The following is a 14,507-nucleotide window of genomic DNA, read 5'->3' on the forward strand; positions in this document are numbered from 1 at the left end:
AGCACGCAACTCCAACCGGGGCACATCCCTCACAACCGCCTCGGTCCTACCCTCCATAACCCGCCTCCGGCACCTCCGGTTCGCAACGGTCCGCCCATCCGGCGCATCTTGCTTATCGTCGCCCTTGCCTGCCGATCTTGATGTGCTGCTTGGGCTTTAGCGTCTACGCACGATCCGGGTCAGCCGTACTTCGCCCACCACGTGTGTAGTTCGTCGATGGTGGCGGGATCACCGAAGACGTCGCTGAGCATCAGCTTTTCTTCGTTGGTCCAGATCACGTTCGGGTGGTTCTTATAGGTGCCACAAGCGATCATGCCGGCGGTCACGTTCGGTGTCCTGTCGTAATGCCAGCCGTCTGGCGACGGTCCTTCCCCGGGGCAGTTCATCAGATCCACCGCGGCGATGTCGTCGTTGAAGGCCTTCTTGAGCGCGTCAAGTGTCGGGAACAGTCCGTAGATGGCGCGGCTGGGGCCACCCTGGTTGGTGTTCTGCCCGCAGTTGTACATGGCAGTGGCTCCGGTCCAAACGCTGTCCGGCTTGGGAGTGGTCTGTGTGCACGCGCCGCTGGCGTAGCCGGACGGCAGATAACTCATCAGCCTGCTTTGTGGGTCCCCGGCCGGCGTAGTTGTCGCGGGGGAACTTGGGGTCGGCGGCTTGGTGGTGGGGACGGAGGTCGTGGTGTCCGCCTTCGGGGTGGAGTCCGGTCTGGTCGCCAACCAGATCCCGACGGCGGCGATGACAAGAACGACCACCAGTGCGGCGGCGCCGGCCACGATCGGCCACGGGTTGCGCTTGCGCGGTGCGGGCTGATTCCAGGGTGCCGGGACGCCGGGCTGTTGTGGCGGTGTGCCCGGTGGCGTGCCCCCCCAGCCGCCGCCTTGGTAGTACTGCGGGACCGGGACGGGCTGGCCGGCGGCCGGAATGGGACCGCTTGCCGGTGCCCACGCGGGCTGCCCGGTCGGGCTCGCCTGTGGCATCGGCCCCGAACCGCCCGGGTCCGGGTACTGCGGCGCCGGTGGCGGCGTGGCAGCAGCTTGCGTCGGAGGTTGGGGCGCAAAAGGCGCAAAAGCAGTGCCCGGCAGGGTCGCTTCCTGGCTGCGGCGCAGGATGTCGGCCGCGTGGTCTTGATCGGGGTCGCTGAGCGCGTCGTGGGCAGCGCGGGCGAAATCGCCGGCGCTGGCGTAGCGGTCCTCGGGTCTCTTGGCCATGCCACGCGCGATCACCGCGTCCAACCCCTTGGGTATCCCCGAGCGCGCGGCGCTGGCCTGCGGCACCGGATCCATCAGGTGCGCGGTGACCAACGTGGACGCGCTGTCGGCGCGATAAGGCGGGGAGCCGGTCAAACATTCGTACAACACGCACGCCAATGCGTAGATATCGGCGCGGTAGGTCACCTCGTCGTTGGAAAACCGTTCGGGCGCCATGTATTTCCAGGTGCCCACCGCCGTGCCCAATTGGGTCAGCTTCTCGTCGGTGGTGGCGCTGGCGATGCCGAAGTCGACAAGGTAGGCGAAGTCGTCGCGGGTCACCAGGACGTTGGGCGGTTTTACGTCGCGGTGCATCACCCCCGCGGCGTGGGCCGCGTCGAGGGCGGAGGCGACCTGGCTGATGATGGCCACCGCCCGCGGCGGGGTCAGCGGACCGAAACGCTTGAGCAGGGTATCCAGGTCGGTGCCCTCGATCAGGCGCATCTCCAGGTACATCTGCCCGTCGATCTCGCCGTAGTCGTGGATGGGCACCACATGGGGTTCCTGCAACCGGCCGGCGGTGCGGGCTTCGCGCTTCATCCGCTCGCGAAACACCGGGTCCTTACTGAATTCCGCGGTCATCAGCTTTACCGCGCACGGCCACTCCTTGACGGTGTTCTCGGCTTCGTAGACCTCGCCCATACCGCCACGGCCCAGCAGCCGCTTGAGGTGGTAAGGGCCGAACATCGACCCCACACGCGAGTCTGGCGCCTCGCCCATCGCTGATCCTCCCTCGACCCAACCCGAATTCCGCCGACCCTATCAAGCGGACACCAGGTATCGCAGCGAGTGCGACCCATCGGCCCAGCAACCCGTGACGGTAACCATGACGGTAAGCCCTAGCCAACCCGACCGCATGGAAACGGGGCTTATCCGTCCATAGGCGACCGGACACCGGTTGCCCTGTCGGTCTTCGGACGAAAACGGTCGGCCACGACGGCCGTCCGGCTATGGCCGCGCGCTAGCCGGGTGCCGGGCCGTGCGGTCGCGGTGCGGCGAAAAGTCCTGGCGCAGTACGACACTAACTCGGCACCCGTCCTGCCCAGCCGGCTCGTTGCGGGTAAAGCGGTTGCGACACAACCGTGCTGGCTCGCTTATTTGAGGGCTAGCGGTCACGCCGGGCAGCGATCTGAAAGGTGAATTCGTGGTCGCAGATGCGGATGTGATCGCCGTCGTTGAGCGTGGCGGCGCCGCGGATCCGCTGGTGCTCTACGTGCACACCGTTGGATGACCGGAGATCGTTGATGATGTAGTTGGTCCCGGTATCGATGATGACCGCGTGATGGCGGCTGACCTTCGCGCTGTCGAGAACGATGTCGTTGTCACTGAGACGGCCGATTCGGGTCGCCGCGGTGCGAAGCGGGTGGTCGTGCCCGGTGGCGATATCGTGCAGGCAGGCCATGGCTTGTTGTCCGGTCACCATGGTGCGCTGGTCGAGCGCGGTGACGGTGCCGACGGCGGTGGACTTCGCATTCATCTTGGCGTCCAACGGTTCCTGGCGCAGGATCCGTTCGTTGAGACCGCGCAGTGTCGGGCCGGGGTCGATGCCGAGATCCTCGGCCAGGGTTGTCTTTACCCGCCGATACGCGCCCAACGCGTCGGATTGCCGATCGGTGAGGTAATAGGCGGTGATCAGCTGCGCCCACAGTGGTTCGCGATACGGGTGTTCGACGGTGAGGGCCTCCAGCTCGGTGATCACCTCAGCAGCGCGGCCGCAAGCGATCTCGGCTTCGGCCTTGGCGGTGTGGGCGAGAATCTTGTCCTCGACGAGTGCGGTGGCGAACGCGTCGACGAATTGAAAGTCACGCAGGTCGTCGAGCACCGGTCCACGCCATTCCCGCAGTGCCGCAGCCAAATGCCGGCTGGCCTGTTCGAATTTGCCGGCAGCGGTCGCGTGCACCCCGGCAGCTTTCTCCGCGATGAACCGCCCGAGATCACAGCTGTTCTCGGGGATGCTGAGCCGGTAGCCCGGGGGCGCCGCAGCCAATACCGCCCGGGGGTCGACCCCGGCGCCGCTGAGCAGCTTGCGCAGGTTGGACACGTAGGAATGAATGCTGGCCCGGGCTCCGGAGGGTGGCCACTCCTCCCAGAGGGCGGTGATCAGCGCGTCGACCCCGACCGGTCGGTTGCGGTTGATCACCAGCATGGCCAGCACCGCCCGCTGTTTAGGGGTGCCGGTCGGTACCAGGGCGCCGTCGATGCTCATCTCCAGCGGTCCCAGCAGACCGAATTCGAGACGTTTGCCCGTCATCGCGTTACCAGCCATCCCGGGTCCTCCGCGGCTTCATCTGCGCCTCATCTGCCTAGTGTCAAGCAACCGTCGTCAACGGTCATTGTGGTACGAAGTTCGCCGCTCCGGTACGAATCGGTGGCCCGGGCACGTCGATATCGTCGCGCTGCCGGGCCGGAAGCTCCCGGCCGTCGGTATCGCTTCGAGCGAATCATTTTGTCGCCCTGCGGGACACGCGATCGGCGGGCAACTGAGCGGGCGCGTTGCCCGCGGTGGCTGCCCGCCGCCGCCGTCCCGGTGGTCGTGGTCAGGTGCCGGTGGTGACGACCAGGAAGTCGTGGCTGGTGGCCCACGCCTTGATGAAGGTCTCGATGGGGACCTGCTCGTCGCGGCCTTGCTTGGTACCGCTGTCGTTGAGGTGCACAATGCCGTTGGCGGTGTCGACTCCGGTGACCACCAAGGCGTGGTCTGAGCGCGGATTGCCGTCGCTGTCTTTGTTTTCGATCGGCTCACCCCAGATCATTTCGGCGTTGAGGCTGACGATGACCTTGTGGCCACCGCCCAGGTACTGCTCGAGCGCCTCCATGCCCGTGGGGATGCCGGTTTGCGGGGCGCCGTCGGTGTCGGTGACCTTGGCGTCGACGCCGTAGTGCGCCAGCAGGGCCGGCACATCCCACATGCTGGTGCCCATACCGGAATTCGGGTTCGACGGGTCAGCGGGTTTGATGTAGATCGAGCCGGGGTGGACGGTGCTGGGTGTCGACTGGGCCACCTTGACGATCGCCCTCTCCGAAGGTTCCTTGCCGGTGATCTGACCGATCACGTCGGCGCTCGACATGATGACGCAGTCGTCGTACTTCTGGTAGCGCCACCACTTGGCGGCCGCCACGGGGTCGCCGTACATCGTGCCCGTAGCCGCATCGGCCGGGACGGCCAGTCCCAGTGCCAGCGCGCCCGCGAAGGTGGCGGCGACGGCGGTCTTGGCGATGGTGGAGATCTTCATCGGTGTTTCCCTTTTTCTCGTTCTCTCGTTCCGCCCCCGTTGGATGGCTGCGGAATGGGCGTTGAGAAAAGGTTCCGCTGACGGCCTTTTCGTTATCTCTATGAATCCTTGAAGTGATCTGCGGGCTATCAGGAGCCGCAAAACACGAGTGGCGGGCAGCCGACGCGGCGCTCGGGTGGCTGCCCGCCATGTGTGGGGCCAAGAACTACTTGTGTGTTTCCTGCGTGACGGTCATGAAGTCGTGGCTGGTGGCCCAGGCCTTGACGAAGGTCTCCAGCGGGATCTGCTCGTCGCGACCGTCCGGATTGCCGCTGTCGTTGAGGTGCACTACACCGTTGGCGGTGTCGACGCCGGTCACCACCACTGCGTGGTCGGCCCGCGGCTGGCCGTCGCTGCCCTTGTTCTGGATCGGCCGGTTCCAGATCATTTCGGCGTTGACCCCGACGATCACCGCGTGGCCGCTGCCCAGGTACTGCTCGAGCGCGTCCATACCGGTGGCGACGCCGGTCTGCGCGGCGCTGTCGGAGTCGGTGTTGACGCCGTGGACTCCATAGTGCGCCAGCAATGTTGGCAGGTCCTCAGGATTGGTGCCCATGCCCGAGTTCGGGTCGTTCTTGTCGGTCGGCTTGATGTAGATCGAGCCGGGGTGGTTGGTGCTGGGGGTGGATTGGGCCACTTTGATGATGGCCCGCTCCGAGGGCAGCTTGCCCGTGATCTGGCCGACCACGTCGGCGCTGGACATGATCGCGCAGTCGTCGTAGTTCTGGTGGCGCCAGTACTTGGCGGCCGCGGTCGGGTCGCCGAACATGGTGCCGCCGACGGATGCGCCGGCCTGGCTGGCCAAGCCCAGTGACAGGCCGGCGGCGAGTGCGGCGGCGACGGCTGCCTTGGCGACGATGGAGATGTTGACGGTCTTCATGGCCGGGTCCTTTCTCAATTCCGCTCCGGTGGAGGGCTGTTGAGAAAAGGCTCTGATGGTGGCCTATTCGTTACCTCGTCGAATTCTTGGAGTGATCGGCCGTGGCCGGGGTGTGACCGTGCGGGGGCGCGTCAGTTGCAGGCCCACGTGTCGATGTAGCCGCCGTCGAGTTTGCTCAGCGCGTCTTTCATGGCGGTGCTGAGGTTCGGACCCGTGCCGCCCTTGTAGTCGCGGTCTTTCGCGGCGACGGCACCGCAGGCGGTGAAGGAGGTGAGGACCTTGCAATCGGAGTAGCCGCACGATTTGACCGCGGTGGCTTCGGCAGCCGCCTTGGTGGGGTAGGCCCACGACCGGCCCCATGACCCGTTGCTGGAATAGGCGATCGCGCCGTAGGAATCGGTGGCGCGTGCCGCGGGCGCCAGCGCCATGGTCGCCACCGTTGTTGTGATGGCCGCGATGGCCGCTACGACAACCGCCGGCGGGGCGACCGTCACGGCGAACCGGCGCCGACGGAGAACCATCATCGTCATTGGTGAATCCTTTCCGAGCGTCGGCGGTCCGGCCGGATCAACATGCCGGGACGCCATCCGCCAATGGCTAGACCGGTTTGGTAGCGGTGGCCTGTTTGCCCCAGTCGGACATTGTCAGCGTCACCGAAGTGTTGGGAGCCGGGACGATCTGCATCTGCACGAGGTGCGAGGACCCGTCGGAAGCGGTCCAGACGGTGGTGGGCATCGTGGAAACATTCTCGGTGGTCAACCGTGAGCCGGCCAGCGTCGCGATGTCGTCGGCACTCGAGTTCCCGGTGATCTTGGTGGTGGCGACGCCGTTCACCTGCTGGGAGCCGGCCACCGACGCATCCTTGAGGTTGGCCAGTACGTTGGCCAAGCCCTTGTCGGGGTCCAGCAGCACCGACACGTTGTAGATCGAGGCGCCGTTGCCGAAGTCGGTGTACATGCCGGGTTGGCCGAGGTCGGAGTAGAGGTGACCGTCGACATAGACGAATTTGACGTCCTGGGTGTCCTTGCCGACGAGCATCGTCGCGTTGCCGGTGGCGACGGTCTGCGGTGTGCTGGATACATCGCCGTCGAGCCTTGTCACCCGCAGGTTCGGCACGTCGCCCTGCACGGCAAGGCTGAGGTGCATGCCGGTGACCTTGCGCATCACGTCGGTGGCCTGCTTGAGCAACCTCGGCGCCTCCCCGCTGGTGGCGGTGGCCGTAGCGGTTGACGATTTGGCGCCGGTATCCGGATGTCCGCAGCCGCTGATCGTCAGCGCGACAGCGAGTCCGGTGGCCGCGGCGGCGACAACGCTTCCACGCGCAAGCTTCATCGACATCTCCTTCGTCAGCCCGCAGTTGCTCAAGCCGAACTCCGAGCTTAGTGAGCCCTGGGTTACGGCCGGCCGGTCTGGGTCCACCTACCTCGCCGAGGCTGACTGTCGCAGCATGCGCGATGGGGGGATCCCGGTTCTCGGGATCCCCCCATGCTGTGTGGGATTCGATCAGGTGAGTTGGCTGGCGTACTGCGGGCAGTAGTCCTTGGTTGCGTAGACGACGAAGTAGGCGGCTTGCTTGGAGGTCAGGTTGGTCTGGCTGAGGATTTCACTGGCGATTTGGGATCCGGTTGCTCCGGCCGCCAACTCCGTGCAGACCTGGTGGCCCTCTTGGACCGCCGCCTGCGGCGAGGAGAAGGTAACGCCAACCGACTCCATCTGCGAGATGAATGCCGCGTCGGCTGCGGTGGTGGCGGAGGCGACGCCGGCGGTGGCGACGGCAAGCCCGACGGCGGCGGCGCCGACGGCGGTGGCCAGGGCTGCGGTGAGGCGTGCTGAGAACATTGGTGAGGTCCTTTGCTGAGTGCTGTGGGTTTCCTGCTTGGTGACCTCAGCTTCGGATCGACCTCTTGGCGAATTCTCAATAACTTCTTGATAACTTCCCGGCACCCATCCCGACATCGCCGAGGTTAGGCCTGAGTCATCGCGTAGTAGGCGCCGCGCCGGGCCAGTAGTTCGGCGCGGTTGCCCTGTTCGACGATCTGTCCGTCTTGTACGACCATGATGCGATCGGCATCGCGAATCGTCGAAAGTCGGTGGGCGATAATGAAACTCGTTCTGTCTCGGCGAAGTTCGCACATCGCTTGGGCGATGAGGAGCTCGGTGCGGGTATCGACCGAGCTGGTGGCCTCGTCCAGGATCAGCAGTTGGGGGCGGGCCAGGAACGCCCGCGCAATGGTGATCAGCTGCTTCTCGCCGGCGCTGATGTTGCTTCCCTCGCCGCTGATCCGGGTCTGATAGCCGGCCGGCAGGCTACGCACGAACCGGTCGACGTGAGCCGCTCTGGCCGCTTCGGTTATCTCGTGCGGGGCGGCGTCCGGCCGCCCGTAGCCGATGTTTTCGGCGATCGTCCCGTCGAATAGCCAGGTGTCTTGCAGCACCATGCCGATCCGTGACCGCAGTGCTGGCCGGCTCATCGAGGCGATGTCCACGCCGTCGATCAGGATCCGGCCGGAATCGACCTCGTAGAACCGCATCAGCAGGTTCACCAGCGTGGTCTTGCCCGCGCCGGTCGGTCCGACGATCGCCACCGTGCTACCCGGCTCGGCCACCAGCGACACGTCCCGGATCACCGGGTGACCGGGGTGGTAGGCGAAGCTCACGTGTTCGAACTCGACGCGACCGGGCCGGCTCGGGCCCCGGACCGGCTCCGGGCCCCGGATAGCTGAAACCGGCTCCGGCTCCGGCGATTCTTCGGCCTCGTCGAGCAGCTCGAACACCCGCTCGGCGCTGGCCACCCCCGATTGCAGGGTGTTGTACATCCCGGCCACCTGGCTCACCGGCGTATTGAACTGGCGGACATATTGAATGAAGGCCTGGATACTGCCCAGCGTGATGTGTCCGGTGGCGACCTGCAGGCCACCCACCACTGCGACGGCGACGTAACTGAGGTTGCCGATGAACGTCGTCGCCGGTCCGACCAGGCCGGACAAGAACTGCGCGCCGAAGCTGGCCTGGTAGACGTCGTCGTTGAGCTTGCGGAATTCTTCTCGCGCGGCGGCCTGGTGGCCGAAGGTCTTGACCACCGTGAAGCCGCTGTATGTCTCTTCGATGTGGGCGTTAAGGCGCCCGGTGCTGGTCCAATGCGCAACGAACAGTCCTTGCGAACGTCGCGTGATCGCCCGCGTCACCAGCAGCGACAGCGGCACCATCAGCACCGTGATCAGCGCCAGCAGCGGCGAGATCCACACCATCATGAAAAGCACGGCCAGCACCGTCAGCATCGAGGTCACCAGCTGGCTGATCGTCATCGACAGCGACGACTGGACGTTGTCGATGTCGTTGGTGACCCGACTCAACAGCTCGCCGCGCTGACGTCCGTCGAAGTAGGACAACGGCAGCCGGTGCACCTTGTCCTCGACATCGGACCGCAACTTCGTTATGGTCCGCTGCACCGTCACGTTGAGCAGCCGGGCCTGAGCCCAAATCAAAAGCGACGCAACCAAATACAGCGCCAGCGCCAGCGCCAGCGTGCGTCCCACCGCGCCGAGGTCCACCCCCCGGCCCGGCACCACATTCATCCCCGACAGCAGGTCGGCGAACGCGTTGTCACCGCGGGCCCGGGCCGCCGCGACGGCCTGCGCCTTGGTGATGCCGGCCGGCAGCCGTCGCCCGATCACGCCGTTGAACAGCAGATCGGTGGCATGGCCCAGGATTCGCGGAACGACCACGCTGATCGCCGTGCCGGTGACACCCAGCGTGATCACCGCAAGGCTGAGCCGGCGTTGCGGCGCGAGTCGTTTCACCAGGCGCGCCGCCGAACCCCAGAAGTCTTGCGACCGCATGGTGGGGGCCGGCGCCGCGCCGCGCGGCCGCTGGTTCGTTGCCATGGTCACGGGACACCCCCGGCGCCGACGGTCACCGACTGCGAGATGGCGAATTCGGCATAGGTGGGGCAGTCGGCCAGCAGGGCTTCGTGGGTGCCCGCGCCGACGATCTTGCCGTCGTCGACGACGAGCACCTGGTCGGCCTGGCATGCAGTCGAAACACGTTGGGTGACAATGATAATGGTTGAAGTTGCGGCCACCTCGCCCAGGCGCGAGCGAACGCGGGCCTCGGTGTGCACGTCCAGAGCCGAGAACGCGTCGTCGAACAGATAGATGGCGGGGCGGCGGATGACGGCCCGCGCGATCGCCAGCCGTTGGCGCTGCCCACCGGAGAAGTTGACCCCACCCTGGCCGACGCGCATGTGCAGCCCGTGCGCCCGCACGAAATCGTCTGCGGCGGCGACGCGCAGTGCCTCCCACATCTCCGCGTCGGTTACCGATTGGTTCGGAGCCGCGCCGTAACGCAGGTTGTCGGCGACGGTGCCGGAAAAGAGATAGCCGCGCTGCGGCACCAAACCGATTGCAGTCCATAGTCTTTCGGTGTGGTAGTCTCGGACGTCGATGCCGTCGATCAGGACGGCGCCGCCGGTGACGTCGCGGAGCCGGCAGATCAACGAGACCAGAGTCGACTTGCCCGAGCCGGTGCTGCCGACGATCGCGGTGGTGGCACCCGGCCGTGCGGTCAGCGAGATATCTTGCAGCACCGGACAATCAGCGCCCGGATAAGTGAATGTCACACCGTCCAGACGGACCACGCCGGCGATTCCGTCCGGCGGGAACCTGGGATTTGCCGGGTTGCCGATGGCGGCGCGGGTGGACAGCACCTCGGTGATGCGTTCGGCGCACACGGATGCTCGCGGCAGCACCACCAGCGTCATCGTCGCCATCAACACCGCCATCAGAATCTGGGCGAAATACGCCAGGAAGGCGCTCAGCGAGCCCACCTGCATCTGGCCGTTGTCGATGCGCAGGCCGCCGAACCAGATCACCGCGACGCTGGACGCATTGATGGTCAGGGTGGTCACCGGCAGCATCAGCGCTTGCCAGTTACCCGCTGCCAGTGCGGTCTTGGACAGCGCGGTGTTCGCCCGGGCGAACCTGTCCCGCTCGAAGCCTTCCCGGGTGAACGCCCGGACCACCCGGACCCCGGACAGTTGGTCTCGCAGCACTCGGTTGATGCCGTCGATCAGGTTCTGCATGCTGCGAAACAATGGCAGCAGGTGCGTCATGATCCAGTAATTCGCAACCGCCAGGACCGGGACGCTGACCAGTAGCAGCCAGGTCAGTGCGGCTTCTTGGTGAATCGCCATGAGAATGCCGCCGATGCTCATGATCGGCGCGGCGACCAGCACGGTGGCCGTCGTCTGCACCAGGAACACAATCTGGCGCACGTCGTTGGTGCTTCGGGTCAGCAACGTCGAGGCGCCGAACCGGGCGGTCTCTTGTTCGGAGAAGGTGACGACGTGTTCGAACATGGCTGAACGCAGGTCGCGGCCGAAGCCGGTCCCGGTCCGTGAGCCAACGTAGAGCGCACCGACCGCGCACAGCGCCTGCAATCCGGTGACGCCGAGCATCACCACGCCCAGCCGAACGATGACGGTGGTGTTGCCCTTGGCGACTCCGTCGTCGATGATCGCGGCGTTGACGGTGGGAAGGTACAGCGAAGCCAGGGTGCTGATCAGCTGCAAGACCATCAGTACCGCGATCAGCCGACGGTAGGGCCGGAGGTACTGGCGCAGCAGTGCCAGGAGCATGGGGTAACTGTCGCACACCGCGCCTGCCCGGCACCGGCGCCAGGTTCGCTCGTGAGACCGAAATGCCTGGTCAGCGAGCGTGTCGTGGTTGACCTCTGGGGCTGCGGCTACAGTGCATGCTGTGAGCGGCAGAAGAAGAGGTACGCGGTGCGGCGCAATGTGACGACGCTGGTGTTGGCGGCGTCGGCTCTGGTGGCTTTGACACCCGCGATCGCGGGGTGTTCCAGTTCCGGCGCCAACCAAGAGGGTGCGACGATTTCGTCGTCACCCGGCAACTCCGAGGGCAAGCACGGGCCCTTTTTCCCGCAGTGCGGCGGCATCAGCGATCAGACTGTGACCGAGCTGACCAGGGTCGGCGGGCTGGTCAACACGGCCAAGAACTCGGTGGGCTGCCAATGGCTGGCGGGCGGTGGCATCATGGGACCGCACTTTTCCTTCTCCTGGTACCGCGGTAGCCCGATCGGGCGGGAGCGCAAGACCGAGGAGCTGTCGCGGGCGAGTGTCGAGGACATCAACATCAACGGTCATAGCGGCTTCATTGCCATCGGCAACGAGCCCAGCCTGGGTGACTCGCTGTGTGAAGTCGGAATCCAATTCCAGGACGATTTCATCGAGTGGTCGGTGAGCTTTAGTCAGAAGCCATTTCCCCCACCGTGTGACGTAGCCAAGGAATTAGCCCGCCAATCGATTGCGAACGCCAAATGAGACGTCTCCTGGTCGGTGCCGCCGCATTGATCACCGCGCTGGTTTTCTTGGTGGGTTGCACGAGGTCGGTTTCCGGCACCGCCATGAAGGCGGGCGCGGGTGGGGTGCCGCGCAACGACAATTCCGAAAGGCAATATCCGAACCTGCTCAAGGAATGTGAGGTTCTGACCACTGACATCCTGGCCAAGACCGTCGGTGCAGATCCGCTCGACATCCAAAGCACATTCGTGGGCGCGATATGCCGGTGGCAGGCGGCAAACCCGGCCGGGTTGATCGACATCACCCGGTTCTGGTTCGAGCAGGGCAGTCTGAGCAACGAGCGCAAGGTGGCCGAGGGCCTGAAATACCAGATCGAGAATCGCACCATCCAGGGCATCGACTCGATTGTGATGCGGACCGGCGATCCCAACGGCGCATGCGGTGTGGCCAGCGACGCGGCGGGAGTGGTCGGGTGGTGGGTCAACCCTCAGGCACCAGGTATCGACGCCTGTGGACAGGCCATCAAGCTGATGGAGTTGACGCTGGCCACCAACGCCTGAGCCGGCAACCACGGTTCCGTCGGCGGTTCCGTCGGTGGTCAGGCCTCCCGCGGCACATGGAAGTCCACGAATGCCGCACCGCCGGGTTGCAGGTCTGCCCAACGGCCGGAGACTCGCAGCACTGCGATCGCCGACGTCGGGAACTTCTCCGAAATACGTTGCGCAACTGTAGATTCGGCGCTATCGGCGGCGGCCAGGATGAGGGCCAGCGCAGACGTTGTCGGTTCGTGGCCGATGACGAGCAGGGTGGTGACGTCGTCGGGTGCCCGGTTGATCTCCTCGATCACGGCGCCGGGGGTGGCGCCGTAGAGGCGCTCGGCATAGCGTACCCGCGCGTCGATGCCGGTGCGTGCCAACGTCTCCCGGGTGCGAGTGGCCGTCGAGCACAGCACGCTGTCGACCGCCGGCACATTGGCCCGCAACCACTCACCGGCCAGCCGGGCCTCGCGGATACCCCGCGGCGCCAACGGCCGGTCGTGATCGGCGACGCCGTCCGGGTACGCCGACTTCGCGTGTCGCATCAGCACAAGGTTGCGGTGCTGCTCATTCATTGGGCTCACGCTAGTGAATCCGAAAACCGAATCGCTACGCCGCGTCCTCTTCGTCGTCGTCTCCGTCGCGTAGCAGTTTCTCCATGTGGTGGAATGTGTTGGTTCTCGGCTGCCCGTGGTCTAGATGTGGTGGTGGTAGCCATTCGGTGTCGCCGCGGTTGTTCTTGCGGGTGGTCCAGCCTGCGTCGAGGAGTTTGTGGTGGGGTCCGCAGGCCAGGGTGAGTTGGTCGATGTCGGTCCGCTGGGTGGTGGCCCACTCCCGCACATGATGGACTTCACAGCGATACCCCGGTACGTCGCAGTCCGGCGCGCTGCAGCCGCGCTCCTTGGCGTACAAGACAATTCGTTGCCCCGGTGAGGCCAGGCGTTTGGTGTGATAGAGCGCCAAGGGTTTGCCTTGGTCGAAGATCGCGAGGTAGTGGCGGGCGTGGCGGGCCAGGCGGATCACGTCGGACATGGGCAGCAGGGTGCCGGCCCCGGTCAGCGCCTGGCCGGTGGCGGCTTCGAGGTCTCTAAGCGTGGTGGTCACGACAATGGACGCCGGTAACCCGTTGTGCTGCCCCAGGTTTCCCGATGCCAACAGGGCACGCCAGGCGGCGTTGAGGCCGTCATGGTTGCGTTGGCTTTCCGAGCGGGTGTCGCGCTGGGCCACGTCGTCGGGTGCCGGTCCATCGACCACTGGGCTCTCGTCCTGCGGATTGCACATGCCCGGAGCGGCCAGCTTGGCCAGCACGGCATCCAGCCCGGCCCGCGCTTCCGGCGTCAGCCAGCCACTGAGCCGCGACATCCCATCAAGACCTTGTTTGCCCACAGTGATGCCGCGCCGGCGGGCGCGGTCCTCATCGGTGTAGGTGCCGTCGGGGTTGAGGCAGTCCATCAGCCGTTGAGCCAGTTTGGCCAGTTGGTCGGGGCCGAACTGGGTGGCCAGCCGGGCCAGATGGGCTTCGGCTTTGCCTCGGGTCTCGCTGTCGACATCGGCGGGCAGGTGGCGAAAAAAGTCCCGGATCACCCGCACATGGCGTTCGCCGATATGCCCGTCACGCTGGGCGGCCGCCGTCGCGGTCAGCTGCGGCGCCAAAGGTTCACCGGTCAACGCGCGGCGCCCACCGAGTTCGGCGGCCTCACCCACCCGCCGGCTGGCCTCAGCACGGCTGATCCGCAACCGGCTGGCCAGCGCCGCGGGCAGCTTCCCGCCCAACTCCTCCTCACTGGACTGCTCGGCGATCTGATTGATCAACGCATGCTGGACGACCGGTAACCGGCGCGCCACCCGCTCCACACGCTCCAGCACCCGCACGCACTCCGGAGTCGTCAGCGCCTCGAAAGACATCTCGATCAACTCGTCGACGTCGGCATCGAGACGGTCGAGCACCGCCACCACCGACTCCCGATCCGAACACATGTTCGAATCCTATCGCAGCCCACCGACACGCGAAAGACAACTGAGCTTGATCCAATGAAAAATGCGCATTGTCCGGACTGGTAGTGCCTCGATCTCGACCGCTATCGACTCCACGCACGGCTCCGGTGCCGGCGATGTCGACGCGGTCGGGATTGTCGTATACCGCTGGGCGCCTGCGTATCGATGGTCAAGGCCTCGACTAGGAGGGCTCTGAACAACGGGGCGTGATGGGGCGGGAAGAACGCCGACAAGGCCGTTTCTTCGGCAGTAGGTCAG

The 14,507-nt window shown here is 65.7% G+C and carries 13 protein-coding genes; 2 read left to right on the top strand and 11 right to left on the bottom strand.

What is annotated here, in order from left to right; translation table 11 throughout:
* Positions 1-179: 179 nt before the first annotated feature.
* The 9 genes from AWC07_RS22520 to AWC07_RS22560 all read right to left on the bottom strand — a co-directional run bounded on the left by AWC07_RS22520 (position 180) and on the right by AWC07_RS22560 (position 11,034).
* Positions 180-1,967 carry a serine/threonine-protein kinase gene (locus AWC07_RS22520; protein WP_036412296.1) on the bottom strand — a complete coding sequence of 596 codons (1,788 nt, stop codon included), beginning with the start codon at positions 1,965-1,967 and terminating at the stop codon, positions 180-182.
* 385 nt (positions 1,968-2,352) lie between these two features.
* Positions 2,353-3,513 (bottom strand): ATPase/transcriptional regulator EmbR, encoded by a 1,161-nt coding sequence (gene embR, locus AWC07_RS22525; RefSeq protein ID WP_036412298.1) that lies wholly within the window; start codon positions 3,511-3,513, stop codon positions 2,353-2,355.
* A 271-nt stretch (positions 3,514-3,784) separates the two neighbouring features.
* A complete protein-coding gene (locus AWC07_RS22530) occupies positions 3,785-4,480 on the bottom strand; it encodes a C39 family peptidase (protein WP_036412300.1) in 696 nt (231 codons plus the stop codon).
* Between the two features lie 205 nt (positions 4,481-4,685).
* The gene (locus AWC07_RS22535; RefSeq protein ID WP_036412302.1) at positions 4,686-5,399 is read right to left on the bottom strand and encodes a C39 family peptidase; all 714 of its coding nucleotides are present in this window, start codon (positions 5,397-5,399) and stop codon (positions 4,686-4,688) included.
* 131 nt (positions 5,400-5,530) lie between these two features.
* Positions 5,531-5,929 (bottom strand): DUF4189 domain-containing protein, encoded by a 399-nt coding sequence (locus AWC07_RS22540; protein WP_085105236.1) that lies wholly within the window; start codon positions 5,927-5,929, stop codon positions 5,531-5,533.
* Between the two features lie 67 nt (positions 5,930-5,996).
* On the bottom strand, positions 5,997-6,731 hold the full coding sequence (locus AWC07_RS22545; protein ID WP_036414344.1) for an LppX_LprAFG lipoprotein: 735 nt from the start codon (positions 6,729-6,731) through the stop codon (positions 5,997-5,999).
* Positions 6,732-6,902: 171 nt separating this feature from the next.
* Entirely contained in the window at positions 6,903-7,238 is a 336-nt protein-coding gene (locus AWC07_RS22550) for a DUF732 domain-containing protein (protein ID WP_036414320.1), read from the bottom strand.
* A gap of 125 nt (positions 7,239-7,363) precedes the next feature.
* Positions 7,364-9,283, bottom strand: coding sequence for an ABC transporter ATP-binding protein (locus AWC07_RS22555; RefSeq protein WP_036414323.1), 1,920 nt, complete (start codon positions 9,281-9,283; stop codon positions 7,364-7,366).
* A 2-nt stretch (positions 9,284-9,285) separates the two neighbouring features.
* Positions 9,286-11,034: an ABC transporter ATP-binding protein gene (locus AWC07_RS22560; protein WP_036414326.1), complete on the bottom strand. Its 1,749-nt coding sequence runs from the start codon at positions 11,032-11,034 to the stop codon at positions 9,286-9,288.
* A gap of 147 nt (positions 11,035-11,181) precedes the next feature.
* Between AWC07_RS22560 and AWC07_RS22565 the strand changes: the two genes are divergently transcribed.
* The gene (locus AWC07_RS22565; RefSeq protein ID WP_036414328.1) at positions 11,182-11,739 is read left to right on the top strand and encodes a DUF3558 domain-containing protein; all 558 of its coding nucleotides are present in this window, start codon (positions 11,182-11,184) and stop codon (positions 11,737-11,739) included.
* A complete protein-coding gene (locus AWC07_RS22570; protein ID WP_036414331.1) occupies positions 11,736-12,278 on the top strand; it encodes a DUF3558 domain-containing protein in 543 nt (180 codons plus the stop codon). The genes AWC07_RS22565 and AWC07_RS22570 overlap by 4 nt, the downstream gene beginning before the upstream one ends.
* 38 nt (positions 12,279-12,316) lie before the next feature.
* Here AWC07_RS22570 and AWC07_RS22575 read toward each other — a convergent pair whose 3' ends face one another.
* Both AWC07_RS22575 and AWC07_RS22580 read right to left on the bottom strand, forming a co-directional pair.
* The gene (locus AWC07_RS22575; protein WP_036414334.1) at positions 12,317-12,829 is read right to left on the bottom strand and encodes a SixA phosphatase family protein; all 513 of its coding nucleotides are present in this window, start codon (positions 12,827-12,829) and stop codon (positions 12,317-12,319) included.
* A 34-nt stretch (positions 12,830-12,863) separates the two neighbouring features.
* A complete protein-coding gene (locus AWC07_RS22580; RefSeq protein WP_036414337.1) occupies positions 12,864-14,231 on the bottom strand; it encodes an HNH endonuclease signature motif containing protein in 1,368 nt (455 codons plus the stop codon).
* Positions 14,232-14,507: the final 276 nt, after the last annotated feature.

This window comes from Mycobacterium gastri, assembly GCF_002102175.1.
In the GTDB taxonomy this organism is placed as follows: Bacteria; Actinomycetota; Actinomycetes; order Mycobacteriales; family Mycobacteriaceae; genus Mycobacterium; species Mycobacterium gastri.